Genomic DNA, 15,119 nt, shown 5'->3' on the forward strand with positions numbered 1-15,119 from the left:
GTTGTCGTCACAGGCATACGGAACGGAGGAAGCCGATGACCGACTTTCAAGCGATTGCCGACCGCGTGGAGATCGAGGCGCTGCGCGGCGAGTTCACCGACGCGGCGATGATGCGCGACCGCGCCCGCCTCGCCTCCCTCTTCACGGAGGACGGCGTGCTGCGGATGCCCGACGTCCCCATCGAGATGACCGGCCGGGAGGAGATCCGCACCGGGGGCGAGCGGCTCCAGGCCCAGTGGGACTTCTTCGTGCAGAACACGCATCCGGGCGTGATCCGGCTCGACGGCGACACCGCGACCGGCCGCGCCTACATGCAGGAGATCGCGCGCATGCAGAGCGGTTTCCAGGGCCTCAACTACGCGATCTACCACGACCGTTACCGCCGCACCGACGAAGGCTGGAAGTTCTCCGAGCGGGTCTACGAGATCCGCTACTTCGACACCACCCCACTGACGGGCTCGGCGCCGGCCTGGGACCCCCACACGACCCAGGAGGCACGATGACTGTCTCGACTCCCGCCACACAGTTCACCGACCCGGCGCCGGCGGACCGCCTGGAGCGGGCGGCCGCCGCGCTGGCGGCGCACCGCTTCACCGTCGAGATCCTCGATGACGCCGCGGCGGCGCGGACCCGGGTCCAGGAGCTGATCCCGGAGGACGCCAGTGTGTTCACCACGGCCAGCGAGACGCTGCGGCTGTCCGGCATCGACGACGACATCAACACCAGCGGCCGGTACCGGGCGGCCGTCAAGCCCCGTGCGGTGACCATGGACCGGGCCACCGAGGCCGACGCCATCCGGCGCCTGATCGCCGTTCCCGACGTCGTCGTGGGCAGCGTCGCCGCGCTCACCGAGACCGGCTCCCTCGTGGTGGCCTCGGCCAGCGGAAGCCAGTTGCCCGCGTACGCCGGTGGCGCCGGGCGCACGATCCTGGTCGTCGGGGCGCAGAAGGTGGTGCCCGACCTGGACACCGCTCTGCGCCGCCTGGAGGAACACGCCCTCCCGCTCGAAACCACCCGCGCCCTGGAGGTGTACGGACAGCCCAGCTCCGTCAACCAACTCCTGGTCCTCCACGCGCAACCCCTCACGGGCCAGGGAATCGTCCTGCTGCTCCGCGAGGCGATCGGGTTCTGAACCGACGCTTGACGCGGCCTCCCCCAGCTGACGCCGGGGGAGGCTCAAGGCGCGTGTGGGTGTCAGGCCGTGACGTCGATGTACGTCGAGGGGCCGTAGCTGGATCCGCTGACCGGGGTGACGTACATGCGGACGGTCCGGCCCTCGGTGAGGTCGCCGCCCTTCCACGGGCTGCAGTAACCGGCCGTGTGGCCGCGGGTGTCGACGCGCCGGTCCATGATGCCGTCGTAGTTGTAGTCGAGCGCGGTCTCGATGCCCCAGCCGTCCGACTTGGTGTCGCACGCGCGGATCGCGTCGCCGGGGGTCGAGCCGTCCGGGTCGGCGTTCCACGTGGCGCTGCCGGCGCCGCTGGGCGCGTAGATGGTGACCGTTCCGGCCCAGGCCTGGCCCTGCAGGCCGGCGACCAGACCTATCGCGCAGGCACCGGTGGCGAGTGCTCTGATCACGGTGCTTCGGGTCTTCATGACGTCCCCTCCCCTTGCCGGCGGACCGGTGCCCGCCGACGCTCGGAAGGAGAATGCCATACGTAGATCAACTTCGGGACGTGGAACGCCCGTTCCCCGGACCGCTCACTTCTCCACGAGCCGCTCCATGAGCGCGGTGGCCTCGGCGAGGGTGCGCAGTTCGGCCTCGTCGAGTTCGCCGGCCAGGGCCTGGACGAGCCAGCCGTGCTTGGCCGCCCGGACCGAGGCGAGGGTGCTCCGGCCGCTCTCCGTGATGGCGACGACGGATTGACGGCCGTCGTCCGGGTCCGGCGTACGCGCGACGAAGTCCCGTTCCTCCAGGGCGGCGAGGGTGAGCCGCATCGACTGGGGCCGCACGTACTCGGCGCGCGCGAGCGCGGCCGTGGTGGCGGGGCCCTCTCCGTCGAGGCGGGCCAGTACGGTCCGCTGCGTCGGGGTGAGGAGGCTGTCGGGCGACGCGGTGCGCAGTCGCCTGAGCAGGCGTCCGACAACGGTGGAGAGATCGGCGGCCACCTGTTCGGCGAGCGGCTCGTCCGCGGGTTCTCGCTGCATGGCCTCACCGTAGAAGGCCGACAGGCAGCCTTGCAATTTCGCCCCTTTTCGCCTGCCGGGCCGGCGCGGGGAAACCATCGGCCGCCGCCCCTCTTCCCGCTGGTCCGACCAGTCGGTATGTTCACCTCCTGCGGACCCATCCCGACTCGCCCCGCCTCATCGCTTCGGCCCACGGAGTCTCAATGACGAAGTCAAGCCGCCTGTGTGACCGGTGGGGCGGAGGTGAAGATCCGTCCGTCACGCAGCAATGCCCAGAGCACGCCAGCTCGTCGGCGGGCCAGGGCGATGACGGCCTGAACGTGCTTGCAGCCCTCGCCGCGCTTCTTCAGGTAGAAGTCCCGGTTCGGCCCTTCGCGGACGATGCTGGACTGCGCGGACATGTAGAACACTCTGCGCAGGCGGCGGCTGTAGCGCTTGGGCCGGTGCAGGTTGCCGGTGCGCCGGCCAGAGTCACGCGGGACGGGCACCAGCCCGGCCGCCGAGGCGAGATGGCCGGCGTCGGCGTAGGCCGACAGGTCACCGGCGGCGACGATGAACTCGGCGCCGAGGATAGGGCCCATGCCGGGCAGGGACTCGATGATCTCTGCGTGCGGGTGGCTGCGGAACGTCTCCCGGATCTGCCGGTCGATCCGCTTCACGCGGTCGTCCAGGGCCAGGATCTGCCCTGCCAGGTCGGCGACGATCTGCGCGGCGACATCTTCGCCGGGCAGCACGGTCTGCTGGGCCTGCGCGGCTTCCAATGCGGTTGCGGCCACCATGTCGGCGCCGCGGACACTGCGGTTGGCCAGCCAGGCCGTCAGCCTTGCCCGGCCGCGTCGGCGGATCGCCGCCGGGGTCTGATAACCGGTCAGCAGCACCAGGGCGCCCTTGTGGGCGGAGTAGTCAAACGCCCGCTCCAGAGCAGGGAAGACGCCGGTCAGCACGTCCCGCAGGCGGTTGATCATCCGCACCCGGTCGGCCATCAGATCCGTGCGGTGCGCGGTCAGCAGCGCGAGGTCGGCGGCAAGCTGGGCGGGCACGTCGATCGCCGCGAAGTCGCCTCGGTGGCGGGCGGTTTCGGCGATGACGTAGGCATCCCTGGCGTCGGTCTTCGCCTCACCGCGGTAGGCGCCGGACATGCGGTTGACCGTGCGTCCGGGCACGTAGACGGCCCGCTGGTCGTGGGCTGCCAGCAGAGCCAGCAGCAGCGCGGAGGACGTGCCGGAGATGTCCACTGCCCAGTGCACTTGGCCGGCCAGGGCGAGGATCTCGCCGAGCGCGGTCAGGATCGCCGACTCGTCATTGTCGATCTTCTTCGACCACAGCGTGGCGCCGGTCTCGTCAACCACGGCTGCCCAGTGGTGGCCCTTGCCCGCGTCGACGCCAGCCCAGACCCGGGCTTTCCGCTCGTTCACTTGCCCCTCCTCGCACCGCTCGGCATGCCGTCGGCCCGAGGAACACCCCGCTGTCATCTCCGTAATCAGCGACCGCACGAAGCGCGCACATCTCAATCAGCAGCCAGGGCTCCCCGGAGAGCCGGGCGGCCACTCCTTGGAAGCCACTGAAGGCAAGAACCCATAAGCCACACCCGGCCCTCCCGGGCCGCCTAACAACTTACGGAGACCCCATGACCCAGCACGCGCCCGGCATCCAGGGACACTGCGACGCACGCTTCGACGCCGTCCGCGCCGCCTTCGAGGAGAACTTCGACGAGCGCGAGGAGCTGGGCGCGGCCGTCACCGTCCTGATCGACGGCGCGCCCGTCGTCGACCTGTGGGGCGGCTGGGCCGACGCCGCCCGCACGCGCGCGTGGGAGCGCGACACGGTCGTCAACGTGTGGTCGACGACGAAGGGCCCGACGGCTCTGTGCGCCCACATCCTCATCGACCGCGGCCTGCTCGACCCGGACGCGCCGGTCGCCACGTACTGGCCCGAGTTCGCCGCCGCCGGCAAGGAAGGCGTACTCGTACGTCATCTGCTGTCGCACCGGGCCGGGCTCGCCGGGCTGCGCGAGCCGCACTCCCTGGAGCAGCTCTTCGACTGGGAGCTCACCACGTCCCGGCTCGCGGCGCAGGAGCCCTGGTGGGAGCCCGGCACGGTCTCCGGGTACCACGCGCTGACGTACGGGTTCCTGGTCGGCGAGGTCGTCCGGCGCGTCAGCGGCCTGCTGCCGGGCGCGTTCCTGGAGCGGGAGGTGACGGGCCCGCTCGGCATCGACTTCACGATCGGACTGCCGGACAAGGAGGCGGGCCGCGCGGCGGAACTGGTGCACCCGCGCGCGCAGGCCACCAGCGAACAGGCCGCGATCTTCGCCCAGTTGGCCCCCGCCGCCCTCGCGGCGCTGACCAACCCGATCGCCGGCGCGTCGGAGGCGAACACCGCTGCATGGCGCGCCGCCGAGATCCCGGCCGCCAACGGTCACGGCACGGCGCGCGCCGTCGCCGCGCTGTACGCGATCGTCGCGGGCAAGGGCCGCTCCGGCGACCGGCAGATCCTGTCCCCGCAGGGCGCCGAGCGGATTCGCGAGGGTCAGGGCAGCTGCCGCGACCTGGTCCTGGGGGCCGGATTCACGCACGAGACGGAGCTGGGCCTCGGGCTCTGGCTGAGCGGACCGAACGGCTCGTACGGGCCCAACCCGCGCGCTGTCGGACACGACGGTTTCGGCGGCTCGTTCGGGTCGGCCGACCCCGAGTCGGGTGTCGCCGTGGGCTATGTGATGAACCGGATGGGCCCTCACATCGCAGACGACCCGCGCAAGATGGCCCTGATCAGCGCGGTGTACGACGCTCTCGGCTGAGATCCGACCGCCGGAAACAGGTCACCACGCGCCGTCCTGCGCGCCCTTACCGCCGCGCAACCTTACGGTAACCACATGGGCAGTTCGCCAGGCTAATCTGCTAACTGCCCAAGAGGATTACGAGGCGACGCGACCAGGGGGCCGACCGGATGGCACGGGGCACGACGACAGCGAGGGCCTGCCTGATGGCCCTCACGGTCGGCATGCTCGTCCTCCAACTCCTGGTCAAGGGCGCCCCGTCCGCGTCCGCGCACGAGTCGGTGCCGTACACCGGCGGCCCGGTCGCCACGTGCGACGACACCGAGCTGCCCCGGAGTTCGTCCCACCACTACCTGCCCCGCGACCGGTACCGCGCGGAGGAGTACGTGCCCGACGGCACCGTGCGCGGGGCCGTGTGCCCGTGGCAGGTCCAGGCCGGGGACCCGGGTGTCGCGCCCACGGCGGGCGCCGGCGAAAGGTCCCCGCACCGCCAGCCGAGACGGGCGGCCGACTCCCTCCCCGTCATACTCCAGGTCTTCCGCTGCTGAGAGCGCCCGAGGGCAGGAGCAGTTCCCCCGCGTCTTCGGCGCACCCTCCTGCCCGCCTCCCGTGACACTCCGCACGTGTAGGACTACGCGCCCCGCACGGGGCGCGCTGGAGGTATGCGCTCGTGAAGCGTTTGGTACCGCGGCAGGACTTCGCCGCGTCTCTCGTCGTGTTCCTGGTCGCCCTGCCGCTGTGCGTGGGCGTGGCCGTGGCGTCCGGCGTCCCGGCCGAACTGGGCCTCGTCACCGGCATCGTGGGCGGTCTGGTGGCCGGCTCCATGCCCGGCAGCAGTCTGCAGGTGAGCGGGCCCGCGGCCGGGCTCACCGTGCTCGTGTACGAGGCCGTGCAGGCGTACGGCCTGCCGGTGCTCGGCGTCGTCGTGCTCGCGGCGGGGCTGCTCCAGCTCCTCATGGGCAGCCTGCGCCTGGGCCGCTGGTTCCGGGCGATCTCAGTAGCGGTCGTCGAGGGCATGCTCGCCGGGATCGGCCTCGTCCTGATCGCCGGGCAGCTCTACGCGATGGCCGACACGCCGGCGCCCGCGTCGGGTATCGACAAACTCGCCGGACTGCCCGGGCTGTTGATCGGCTCGGCCACCTCGCCGAAGGCGCTCACCGCGCTCGCCCTCGGCGTCGGCACGATCGTCGTGCTGCTCGGCTGGAAGCGGCTGCCCAAGGCGGCCCAGGTGGTGCCCGCGCCGCTCGCCGCGGTGGGGCTCGCGACGCTGGCGGCGGCCGGGTTCGGGCTGCCGGTCGCGCGGGTCGAGGTGCAGGGTCTGATCGAGTCCGTACAGCCGCCCGGCGCCGACGCGTTCGCGCAGCTCGCGAGCGTCGGGGTCGTCGGCACCGTCCTCGCGTTCACCCTCATCGCCTCCGCCGAGAGCCTGTTCAGCGCGGCCGCCGTCGACCGGATGCACGACGGGCCGCGCACCACGTACGACAAGGAACTCATCGCGCAGGGCACCGGCAACACGGTGTGCGGGCTGCTCGGCGCGCTGCCGATGACGGCGGTGATCGTGCGCAGCGCCGCCAACGTCCAGGCGGGCGCCCGCACCAAGGCGTCCCGGGTCCTGCACGGTGTATGGCTGCTGCTGTTCGCGGCGCTGCTGCCCGCCGCGCTCGGTGTGATCCCGGTCGCCGCGCTCGCGGCCGTCCTGGTCCACGCGGGCGGCAAACTGATCCCCGTACGGCAGATCGCGAAGCTGTGGCGTGAGCACCGGGGCGAGGCGCTGGTACTGGTCGTCACAGCGGTGTCGATCGTCGCGGTCAGCATGTTCGAGGGCGTGCTCGTCGGCCTCGCTCTCGCGGTGGCCAAGACGGCGTGGGAGGCATCGCACGTGCGGCTCGACGTCATAGACAAGGGGGCCGGGCCGATCCAGGTATATCTGACCGGCAACGCGACGTTCCTGCGTCTGCCGAAGATCCTCGACAGCCTGGAGGCGCTGCCGCAGGACCGGCCCGTCGTGCTCGACCTGTCCGGTCTTCACCACCTCGACCACGCCTTCGGGACGGCGCTGCGGAACTGGGCGGACCGGCACAGCGGCGCCGGCACGGAGCCCGTCAAGGTGACTCCGGGCCAGGCCACTCCAGGGGGCTGAGACCGGCCCGCGCGGAGCCCTACGTCGTGATCGCGCCGAGCAGGGCCCGCGCGCACAGGTCGCGCACCTGATCCCGTGACAGCTCCGGCTCGTCGAGCCACTCGAGGCACACGGCCACCATGAAGGCCAGCCAGCCGCGTACGGCGAGCCGGAGCACCGGGGATTCGCCGTCGGCACGGGACCGGTCAGGGTCGGCGGCGAGCGCCTCGACGATCTGGCGCTCCTGCGCGGCCAGTCCCCGCCGGTACACCTCGCGCACGGCCGGGTCGCCCGCGGCCTCGGCCCGGTGGAAGGCGCGGAAGCCCTCGCCGTGCGCCTCCACATACCCGAGAAACGTATCCAGGCCCACGGCGATCTGGTCGCGCACGGGGATCCCGGGAACGGCGGCCGTCAGGCGCAGCATCCGCTCACTCTCGCGCTGGACGACGGCGGCGAAGAAGTCCCGTTTCGTCGGGAAGTAGTGGTAGAGGAGCCCGCGCGAGACGCCGGCGATCTCGGCGACCTGCTCGATCCAGACGTCGTCGTACGTGCTCTGCGCGAACAGCCGCGCGCCCACGCTGAGCAGCTGCTCGCGGCGCTCCTCGGTGCTCAGCCGACGGCGCGTGCGCTCCTGCTCCCTGGCGGCCATGGCAGCACCTTACTCGCATTACTTGACGTGAATTCAATAGCGGGACCACACTGTGGGGCGTATTGAACCCACGTATAACAACGGTCGGGTACAGGCACTCTCTACGTCCAACAGGTGGGGATCATGGCTCAGTTGACGCGGCCGGCGACGGACTCGACACCGACGAAGGGCTTTCGCAGTGCCGAGCTCGGCTGGCCCGGACTCGACCGGATTCCGCACCCGACGCGACGGATTCCCCTCGTCGGCGACATCCTCGGCGCGAACGTGCGCACGCCGGTGCAGGACTCGATGCGGATCGGCAAGGAGCTCGGGCCGGTCTTCCGCCGCAAGGCCTTCGGGAACGAGATCGTGTTCGTCTGGGGCGCGCGGTTCGCCGCCGACATGGCGGACGAGTCACGCTTCGCCAAGCATGTCGGCCTGGGCGTCGCCAATCTGCGGCCGGTGGCCGGTGACGGCCTCTTCACCGCGTACAACCACGAGCCCAACTGGCAGCTGGCGCACGACGTGCTCGCTCCCGGTTTCGGCCGCGACGCCATGGAGGGCTACCACCCGCTGATGCTGGACGTCGCGGGGCGCCTGATGGCGGCCTGGGACGCCCGGGAGGCGGCGGGCCTGGCCGTGGACGTGCCCGGCGACATGACGAAGCTGACCCTGGAGACGATCGCGCGGACCGGTTTCGGCCATGACTTCGGGTCGTTCGAGCGGGAGCGGCCGCACCCGTTCGTGAGCGCCATGGTCGGCACGCTGTCGTTCGCGCAGCGCCGCAACGTGGTGCCACCGTCGCTCGCCCCCCTGCTCCTGCGGGGCGCGGAGCGGCGCAACGCCGCGGACATGGCGTACCTCAACCGGACCGTGGACGACGTCGTCGCCGCGCGGCGGGCCGCACCCGGATCGCCCTCAGCCGGGCAGGGCGACCTGCTCGACCGCATGCTGGAGGTCGCCCACCCCGACACCGGGGAGCGCCTCTCCCCCGAGAACATCCGGCGCCAGGTCATCACGTTCCTCGTCGCCGGGCACGAGACGACGTCGGGCGCCCTGTCGTTCGCGCTGCACTATCTGGCGCACCACCCCGACGTCCTGGCGAAGGCACGTGAAGAGGTGGAGCGGGTGTGGGGCGACACGGACGAGCCCGCCTACGAGCAAGTGCCCAAGCTCCGCTATCTGCGCCGCGTTCTCGACGAGTCCCTGCGGCTGTGGCCGACGGCTCCGGCGTTCGCGCGCGAGGCCACCGTCGACACGACGCTCGGCGGGATCCACCCGATGCGCAGGGGCGCTTGGGCGCTGGTCCTGACATCGCTCCTGCACCGCGACCCGGAGGCGTGGGGTGACGACCCGGAGGCCTTCGACCCGGACCGCTTCGCTCCGGCGGCCGTGCGCTCGCGCGCCCCGCATGTCTTCAAGCCTTTCGGCACCGGGGCGCGCGCGTGCATCGGCCGCCAATTCGCCCTGCATGAGGCGACGTTGGTACTCGGCCTGCTGCTGCGCCGCTACGACCTGAACCCCGAACCGGGCTACCGGCTGCGCGTCGCGGAGCGCCTGACGCTGATGCCGGAAGGCCTGCGGCTCAATTTGGGACGCCGCGCGAAGGTCCGTACGACGGACTGAGTTCGATCGACCGAGTTCGACGACCGAGCACCCCGCTCACCCCTCGCGTCGAAGGCGAATTGTCAGACCCGTGCGCAAGAGTGGAGGCACATGTCTCCACATCCACATCTTCGCCGAGCTGAGGGGCCCATCGACATGAACGCGACCAGGAATGCCGAACTCGCCGCGGCCCAGGCCTGCCTGCGCCTGCTGCACACCGCGCGCGCCGCGCTGACCGGATGCGAGTCGGGGACCGCCGCCTCGCTCCTCGCCCTGCCGATCGCGGAGGCCGACGAGGCCCTGGACAGGGCGGGACTGGCGGGAAACGAGGCCTGGCTGCTCGAGAAGCTGTACGACTTGGGAACGGAGACGCGCGTTCATACGTGAGGTAGGTGTACTCGTCCGTGGGTGAGGTACGTGTGTTCGTCCGTAGGTGGCGCGCGTGCGTCCGATTCCCGCGTTCCCGCGTTCCCGCGTTCCCGAGACCGTTCAGGAGAGCTCCGTTGACGATCCCACCCGTGGTCCCGCACCGTATCGATCCGGCCGGTGGCTGCCCGCACGCGGCGAACGCGCGACTGCTGGACCAGGGCGCCGTCGCCCCGGTCGTGCTGCCCGGTGACGTCGAGGGCATGGTGGTCCTCGGCCACGACGCCCTCAAGGACTTCCTCGCGCACCCCGATGTCGCCAAGAGCGCCCGGCACTTCACCGCGCTCAACGAGGGCCGCATACCCGACGGCTGGCCGCTCATGACGTTCGCGACCGTGCAGGGCATGACGACCGCGGACGACGAGGACCACCGGCGGCTGCGGTCGCTGGTGAGCCGCGCGTTCACCGCGCGCCGCGTCGAGGCCCTGCGGCCACGCGTCGAGGAGCTGACCGCAGAGCTGCTCGACGGGCTGGAAGCCGCCGTGACGGAGGGCGAGGACATCGTGGAGCTGCGGCGGCGGTTCGCGCTGCCGCTCCCGATGAGCGTGATCTGTGAACTGCTCGGCGTGGACGAGGAGTTCAGGGGCGGGCTGCACCATCTGTCGGGCCAGGTCGTGGCCACCGACATCGGCCCGCGCGAGGCGGTGGCCGCCAACCGTGAGCTGGTCTCCGTGCTCGCGGCAGTCGCCGCGTCCCGGGCGAGCCGGCCGGGCGACGACCTGACGAGCGCGCTGATCGCGGCGCGCGAGGAGGATGGCGACCGCCTGAGCGAGCAGGAGCTGATCGGCACCCTGCTCCTCATGATCATCGCCGGGCACGAGACGACGCTGAACCTGATCACGAACGCCGTGCGTGCCCTGTGCGCCCACCGCGACCAGCTCGACCTCGTCCTGTCGGGCGCGGCGTCCTGGTCCGACGTGGTGGAGGAGACGCTGCGCTGGAACAGCCCCGTCAGCTACTTCCCGTTCCGCTACCCGAAGCGGGATCTGACGGTGGCCGGGACGGTGATACCCCGGGGCACTCCGGTGCTCGCGGGCTACTCGGCGGCGGGCCGTGACCGGAGCGCGCACGGCGCGGACGCGGACCGCTTCGACGTCACGCGCGCCTCGGCCGCCCGCCATCTCTCACTGGGCCACGGCCCGCACTACTGCCTGGGGGCGCCGCTCGCCCGTCTGGAGGCCACCGTCGCCCTGGAGCGCCTGTTCGCCCGTTTCCCCGATCTCGATCTGGCCGCGCCCGACGCGGAGCTCGCGCGCAAGGCGGGTTTCGTGGGCAACAGCGTCGACCGACTCCCGGTGCGCCTGCGGCCGGTTGCCGGGGCGGCCTGACGGACGGCTCCTCAGGGTTTCTGGTCCGCTGGTCCTAGGCCGCGCGACCTGGGCCGATACGGTCCCACCGCCCATGGCCCAGGTCCGCCCGGCCCTCCAGACTGGCCCTATGGACGCCTCACGCACCGACGCCTATCTCCGCCGCATCGCGACCCCGCGCCCCGCGGCGCCGACCGCACAGGCGCTGCGCACCCTGCACCTCGCGCACCAGCGAACGGTCCCGTTCGAGAACCTCTCGATCCATCTCGGCGAGGACATCTCCATCGATGAGGAAGCGATCGTCGCCAAGCTCGTGGACCGCCACCGCGGCGGCTTCTGTTACGAGCTCAACGGCGGGTTCGCGGCGCTGCTCACCGCGCTGGGCTTCGAGGTGTCCCTGCTCCAGGCCCGGGTGTACGGCAAGGAGGGACACCTCGGCATCCCGTACGACCATCTCGCCCTCCGCGTCCGCACCGTCGACGGGGCCGATCTGCTCGCGGACGTCGGCTTCGGGGCACACAGCCACTTCCCGCTCGACCTCGGTGAGCGCGGGGAGCAGCGGGATCCGGGTGGCGTCTTCCGGATCGCCGAGACGAAGGAGGGCGATCTGCGCGTGTCCAAGGACGGGGCGCCGGAGTACCTCCTCGAACAACGCCCGCGGGAGCTGAGGGACTTCGAGGTCGGCTGCTGGTACAACTGCACGTCGTCGCGGTCCACGTTCACGCGGTCGCTGGTCTGCTCGCTGGTCACGGACGAGGGCCGGCTGACCCTGAGCGGCCGCACGCTGAAGACGACGGTCGGCGGCGAGCGCCACAGCACGGAGCTCACGTCCGACCGTGAGGTGCTCGACACCTATCGCGAATCGTTCGGCATCGAGCTCGACCGGGTACCGGCGGATCCGACCGCCTAATCCGGCTCCGCCCCGACACTCCGGCTCTCCAGCTCTCCGCCCCGGCCCTCCGGCCCTCCCCCTCCGACCCTCCGGCTCGGTGTCTCTCCGGCTCTCACACTCTCCGACTCGGTGTCTCTCCCGTACTCCGGCTCTCAGCCGTCGGTGGTGTGCGCGGCGATGGTGCGGTCGAGTGCGGGTGCGAGCCAGTCGAGGGTCAGCTCCGCCCGCCGCGCGAGCCACTCGGGGTCGGTGTCGGCCGGGCCGCCCTCGTACCGTCGGCGTTCGATGTCCGCCACGACGTCGGCGGGTGCGCCGAGCTCGGTGAGGACGGCGAGTGCCTCGGCCTTGCTGATGAGGGTGCCGTCGCGCAGGGTGACCGTGGCCCGGGCCAGGACCATCAGTCCCAGGTCGACCCAGACGTGCTCCATCCACAGCTCGGGGCGTCCGGTCCTGGGCCGCCAGTAGCCGGCCAGGTCGGCGAGGATGTACTCCCTGAGCGTGCGGTCGTCCACCGGCGGCAGGGTGCTCGCGATCGGGGCCCCATGGAGCACGAGGCCGAAGGTGTGGAGTTCGCGCCGGGTGATGGGCGTGACCGTGCGGGCGTAGGCCTCCCGGTGCGCCCAGGTGAAGTGCGTACGGTCAGGGTCATCGAGGTCGCCGCGCGACATGTAGGAGCAGTGGAGGTGTGCCGCGAGGGGCAGTTCGGCGTCGATTCCCTCGTGCAGCGTGGTGAGCCGTGTCTCCTCGTCCGGCTTGAGCGGATGCGGGACGACGGCGACGAGGTCGAGGTCGCTGCGCCCTTCCTGGTAGTCCCCGCCGGCGAGCGACCCGTGCACCCACAGCGAGAACGGGGCGGGCAGCGCCTCGCGGAGCCCGGTCAGAAAGCGGGCGAGCAGGTCGGACGTGGCCGCCGGATGTTCCTCCGCTGTGGTCATCCGGTCAGTGTGCCAGGAGTCAACTGGGCCTGTACGGCTGGTCCGTAGCGTTCGGTGATCTCTTCGATGGGCGCGGAGCGCACATGGGGGCCGCGTGCGATGCCGTACATGACGCCGAGGCCGAGGAGGAGGGAGACGGCGAGTTCGGCGCGCAGGCCCGTGTCCGGCCCGTGCAGGCGTTCGGCGAGGCGGTCGCTGACCTGGGTACGGAAGTTGGCGCGGAGGATGTCGCCCTGTTCGCCGTGGAGCGGGGCGAACACGATGCGCAGGATGGGATCCACGCCGTGCTCGGACTGGCCGGTGAGGAGGTGGCGCACCATGTGCCGGCCGAGGTCCTCCAGGGGAGCGTCGAGGAAGGTCTCGACGTCCGCCTCGAAGTTCATCACCTGGGAGAACAGGGCGTCCTTGTTGCCGAAGTACTTGAGGATCAGCGGGGCGCTGACCCCGGCGCGCTCGGCGACGGCCTTGAGGGTGATGTCGGTGTGCGCGTGCCGGGCGAGGAGGTGGCGGCAGGCACGGATGATGGCGGCCTTGGTCGCCTCGGCGTCACGGCGGGCCGGCCCCGAACGGTGGTCGCCGGTCACGCCGGAGGCGGACTGCGCCTCGGCGGACGCCGTCGGGGCCGGGCTCGTCACGGGGTCACGCTCCTTCGAAGGCCTTGTCCGTCCGCCCGGTCGTGCCGCTGACGGACCTGCGCCCTCCATTGTCCGCCGCGTCGGCGGGAACGGTGAACGCCGCCGCTATGACCACGAGGGCGACCGTACCCGCCATGACGAAGGCCAACTGATAGCCGCGCAGTGACGGGAAGCCGGCGCCGGTCGCGTGGTGGACGAGGATCGCGGCGACCGCGGCGCTGGAGACTGCCTGGCCGATGGTCCGCATCAGGACGTTCACGCCGTTCGCCGAGGCGGTCTGGCCCGCGGGCACGGCCCGCAGGATGAGGGTGGGCAGCGCCGAGTACGCGAACGTGGTGCCGGTCGACACGATGGCGGCGCCCAGGACGATCACCCACAGGTCGCGGCTGTCGGCGATGCGGACGACATAGCCGAGCGCCATGGCGGCGCCGCCGATGGCGAGGCTCAGGCGGGGGCCGCGCGCCGCGGAGACACGGGCCGACACCGGCGAGAGGAGCAGCATGATCACGCCGTTGGGCAGCAGGCACAGGCCGGTCTGCACGATGGAGAGGCCGAGCCCGTAGCCGCTGGACTTGGGCGCCTGGACGAGCTGTGCCGTGACGAGCGAGTTGGCGTAGAAGGCGAATCCGGCGATCAGGGCGGCGAGGTGCGGCAGGCCGACGCGGCGGCCGACGGCGAGCCGGAGGTCCACCAGCGGTCGCTCGGCCCTCAGCTGCTGCCACGACCACAGCGCCAGGATCACGACGGCTCCGGCGAACAGGCCGATCACGCGGGCGCTGCCCCAGCCCCACTGGCCGCCCTGCGACACGGCGAGCAGCAGACAGACCAGACCGCCGGCGATCCCGGCCGCGCCGAGTGTGTCGAACCGGCCCGGTTCGTGTACGGGCGACTCGCGCACGGCCCAGCAGGCGAGGGCGAGGCCGAGCGCGCCGAGGGCGCTGGTCGCCCAGAACATGACGTGCCAGTTGGCGTACTGGACGATCAGGGCGGCGAGCGGCAGGCCGAGCGCGGCACCGATCCCCACGGTCGAGCTCATGAGGGCGACCGCGGATCCCGTGCGGTGGGGCGGGAGTTCGTCGCGCAGGATGCTGATGGAGAGCGGGACGACCGCGGCAGCCGCGCCCTGGAGCGCGCGGGCCGCGATCAGGACGCGGATGTCGGAGGTGAGCGCGCACAGCACCGACCCGCCGGTCATCAGGCCCAGCGCGAGCAGCAGGACGCGCCGCTTGCCGTACATGTCGCCCGCCCTGCCGAGCACGGGGGTGAGGACGGCGCCGGCGAGGAGGGTCGCGGTGACCGTCCAGGAGACCGCGCCGGGTGAGGCTCCGGTCAGCCGCGGCAGGTCGGGGAGCAGCGGGACCACGACGGTCTGCATGACGGCCATGAGGATGCCGCCGAAGGCGAGGACCGGGATCGTCAGCCGGCCGCGCAGACCGGGCAGTGGGGCTGTTTCGGGGCGTAGGTCGGGGTTTATCGCGGGCTCCATGAGCGCTCCGGTGGACGCCTCGAGGGCGGAGGCGGGAGGTGGGGTGAATTTCTATTCACCTAAGTGGTGAATCAGTATTCACCAGAGCCCTCGCATCTGACCAGAACGTATGGACAAAGCCCTGCATACCAGGCACGAGCCCCGGTGTACTGCGGCGACGGCCGGCCTCTCCTGCCGGTCGTC

At 71.6% G+C, this 15,119-nt stretch carries 16 protein-coding genes; 9 read left to right on the forward strand and 7 right to left on the reverse strand.

Going from position 1 to position 15,119, the window contains the following annotated elements; translation table 11 throughout:
* Positions 1-35 precede the first annotated feature (35 nt).
* Together OG456_RS43625 and OG456_RS43630 are read left to right on the forward strand one after the other, a co-directional pair.
* Complete coding sequence (locus OG456_RS43625) at positions 36-503, forward strand: nuclear transport factor 2 family protein (protein WP_266570638.1); 468 nt, start codon at positions 36-38, stop codon at positions 501-503.
* A complete protein-coding gene (locus tag OG456_RS43630) occupies positions 500-1,132 on the forward strand; it encodes an LUD domain-containing protein (RefSeq protein ID WP_266570639.1) in 633 nt (210 codons plus the stop codon). Before OG456_RS43625 ends, OG456_RS43630 begins: the two co-directional genes overlap by 4 nt.
* A 62-nt stretch (positions 1,133-1,194) precedes the next feature.
* Here OG456_RS43630 and OG456_RS43635 read toward each other — a convergent pair whose 3' ends face one another.
* The 3 genes from OG456_RS43635 to OG456_RS43645 form a co-directional block, all read right to left on the reverse strand.
* The gene (locus tag OG456_RS43635; protein ID WP_266570640.1) at positions 1,195-1,596 is read right to left on the reverse strand and encodes a hypothetical protein; all 402 of its coding nucleotides are present in this window, start codon (positions 1,594-1,596) and stop codon (positions 1,195-1,197) included.
* 105 nt (positions 1,597-1,701) lie between these two features.
* Positions 1,702-2,148 carry a MarR family winged helix-turn-helix transcriptional regulator gene (locus OG456_RS43640; RefSeq protein WP_116513140.1) on the reverse strand — a complete coding sequence of 149 codons (447 nt, stop codon included), beginning with the start codon at positions 2,146-2,148 and terminating at the stop codon, positions 1,702-1,704.
* Between the two features lie 191 nt (positions 2,149-2,339).
* A complete protein-coding gene (locus OG456_RS43645) occupies positions 2,340-3,542 on the reverse strand; it encodes an IS110 family transposase (protein WP_266570641.1) in 1,203 nt (400 codons plus the stop codon).
* Between the two features lie 212 nt (positions 3,543-3,754).
* Between OG456_RS43645 and OG456_RS43650 the strand changes: the two genes are divergently transcribed.
* From OG456_RS43650 to OG456_RS43660, 3 genes are all read left to right on the forward strand, one after another.
* Complete coding sequence (locus tag OG456_RS43650; protein WP_266570642.1) at positions 3,755-4,924, forward strand: serine hydrolase; 1,170 nt, start codon at positions 3,755-3,757, stop codon at positions 4,922-4,924.
* A gap of 149 nt (positions 4,925-5,073) precedes the next feature.
* The gene (locus OG456_RS43655) at positions 5,074-5,451 is read left to right on the forward strand and encodes a hypothetical protein (protein WP_266570643.1); all 378 of its coding nucleotides are present in this window, start codon (positions 5,074-5,076) and stop codon (positions 5,449-5,451) included.
* A gap of 122 nt (positions 5,452-5,573) precedes the next feature.
* Positions 5,574-7,043, forward strand: a complete 1,470-nt coding sequence (locus OG456_RS43660; protein WP_266570644.1) for a SulP family inorganic anion transporter — start codon at positions 5,574-5,576, stop codon at positions 7,041-7,043.
* Between the two features lie 19 nt (positions 7,044-7,062).
* Here the strand turns inward: OG456_RS43660 and OG456_RS43665 are convergent, their stop codons facing one another.
* Complete coding sequence (locus tag OG456_RS43665; RefSeq protein WP_266570645.1) at positions 7,063-7,671, reverse strand: TetR/AcrR family transcriptional regulator; 609 nt, start codon at positions 7,669-7,671, stop codon at positions 7,063-7,065.
* Between the two features lie 123 nt (positions 7,672-7,794).
* Here OG456_RS43665 and OG456_RS43670 point away from each other — a divergent pair, with 123 nt between their 5' ends.
* From OG456_RS43670 to OG456_RS43685, 4 genes are all read left to right on the forward strand, one after another.
* Positions 7,795-9,276 carry a cytochrome P450 gene (locus OG456_RS43670; RefSeq protein WP_266570646.1) on the forward strand — a complete coding sequence of 494 codons (1,482 nt, stop codon included), beginning with the start codon at positions 7,795-7,797 and terminating at the stop codon, positions 9,274-9,276.
* Between the two features lie 135 nt (positions 9,277-9,411).
* Positions 9,412-9,642 (forward strand): hypothetical protein, encoded by a 231-nt coding sequence (locus OG456_RS43675; protein ID WP_266570647.1) that lies wholly within the window; start codon positions 9,412-9,414, stop codon positions 9,640-9,642.
* Positions 9,643-9,758: 116 nt separating this feature from the next.
* Positions 9,759-11,009 (forward strand): cytochrome P450, encoded by a 1,251-nt coding sequence (locus OG456_RS43680; protein ID WP_266570648.1) that lies wholly within the window; start codon positions 9,759-9,761, stop codon positions 11,007-11,009.
* A gap of 109 nt (positions 11,010-11,118) precedes the next feature.
* Positions 11,119-11,898 carry an arylamine N-acetyltransferase gene (locus OG456_RS43685; protein ID WP_266570649.1) on the forward strand — a complete coding sequence of 260 codons (780 nt, stop codon included), beginning with the start codon at positions 11,119-11,121 and terminating at the stop codon, positions 11,896-11,898.
* A 134-nt stretch (positions 11,899-12,032) separates the two neighbouring features.
* Here the strand turns inward: OG456_RS43685 and OG456_RS43690 are convergent, their stop codons facing one another.
* Genes OG456_RS43690 through OG456_RS43700 form a run of 3 tightly spaced genes read right to left on the reverse strand, consistent with a single transcriptional unit; the run spans position 12,033 to position 14,936 of the window.
* Entirely contained in the window at positions 12,033-12,815 is a 783-nt protein-coding gene (locus tag OG456_RS43690) for a nucleotidyltransferase domain-containing protein (protein ID WP_266570650.1), read from the reverse strand.
* Positions 12,812-13,450, reverse strand: coding sequence for a TetR family transcriptional regulator (locus OG456_RS43695; RefSeq protein ID WP_266570651.1), 639 nt, complete (start codon positions 13,448-13,450; stop codon positions 12,812-12,814). Before OG456_RS43695 ends, OG456_RS43690 begins: the two co-directional genes overlap by 4 nt.
* A 4-nt stretch (positions 13,451-13,454) precedes the next feature.
* The gene (locus OG456_RS43700) at positions 13,455-14,936 is read right to left on the reverse strand and encodes an MFS transporter (RefSeq protein WP_266570652.1); all 1,482 of its coding nucleotides are present in this window, start codon (positions 14,934-14,936) and stop codon (positions 13,455-13,457) included.
* Positions 14,937-15,119: the final 183 nt, after the last annotated feature.

This window comes from Streptomyces sp. NBC_01446 (assembly GCF_026340095.1).
Classification (GTDB): Bacteria; Actinomycetota; Actinomycetes; order Streptomycetales; family Streptomycetaceae; genus Streptomyces; species Streptomyces aureus.

What these genes read in the sequence shown, in the direction of transcription:
- OG456_RS43625 (WP_266570638.1), top strand. Translation starts at nt 36, where the DNA reads ATGACCGACTTTCAAGCGATTGCCGACCGCGTGGAGATCGAGGCGCTG.
- OG456_RS43630 (WP_266570639.1), top strand. Translation starts at nt 500, where the DNA reads ATGACTGTCTCGACTCCCGCCACACAGTTCACCGACCCGGCGCCGGCG.
- OG456_RS43635 (WP_266570640.1), bottom strand. Translation starts at nt 1,596, where the DNA reads ATGAAGACCCGAAGCACCGTGATCAGAGCACTCGCCACCGGTGCCTGC.
- OG456_RS43640 (WP_116513140.1), bottom strand. Translation starts at nt 2,148, where the DNA reads ATGCAGCGAGAACCCGCGGACGAGCCGCTCGCCGAACAGGTGGCCGCC.
- OG456_RS43650 (WP_266570642.1), top strand. Translation starts at nt 3,755, where the DNA reads ATGACCCAGCACGCGCCCGGCATCCAGGGACACTGCGACGCACGCTTC.
- OG456_RS43655 (WP_266570643.1), top strand. Translation starts at nt 5,074, where the DNA reads ATGGCACGGGGCACGACGACAGCGAGGGCCTGCCTGATGGCCCTCACG.
- OG456_RS43665 (WP_266570645.1), bottom strand. Translation starts at nt 7,671, where the DNA reads ATGGCCGCCAGGGAGCAGGAGCGCACGCGCCGTCGGCTGAGCACCGAG.
- OG456_RS43670 (WP_266570646.1), top strand. Translation starts at nt 7,795, where the DNA reads ATGGCTCAGTTGACGCGGCCGGCGACGGACTCGACACCGACGAAGGGC.
- OG456_RS43675 (WP_266570647.1), top strand. Translation starts at nt 9,412, where the DNA reads ATGAACGCGACCAGGAATGCCGAACTCGCCGCGGCCCAGGCCTGCCTG.
- OG456_RS43685 (WP_266570649.1), top strand. Translation starts at nt 11,119, where the DNA reads ATGGACGCCTCACGCACCGACGCCTATCTCCGCCGCATCGCGACCCCG.
- OG456_RS43690 (WP_266570650.1), bottom strand. Translation starts at nt 12,815, where the DNA reads ATGACCACAGCGGAGGAACATCCGGCGGCCACGTCCGACCTGCTCGCC.
- OG456_RS43700 (WP_266570652.1), bottom strand. Translation starts at nt 14,936, where the DNA reads ATGGAGCCCGCGATAAACCCCGACCTACGCCCCGAAACAGCCCCACTG.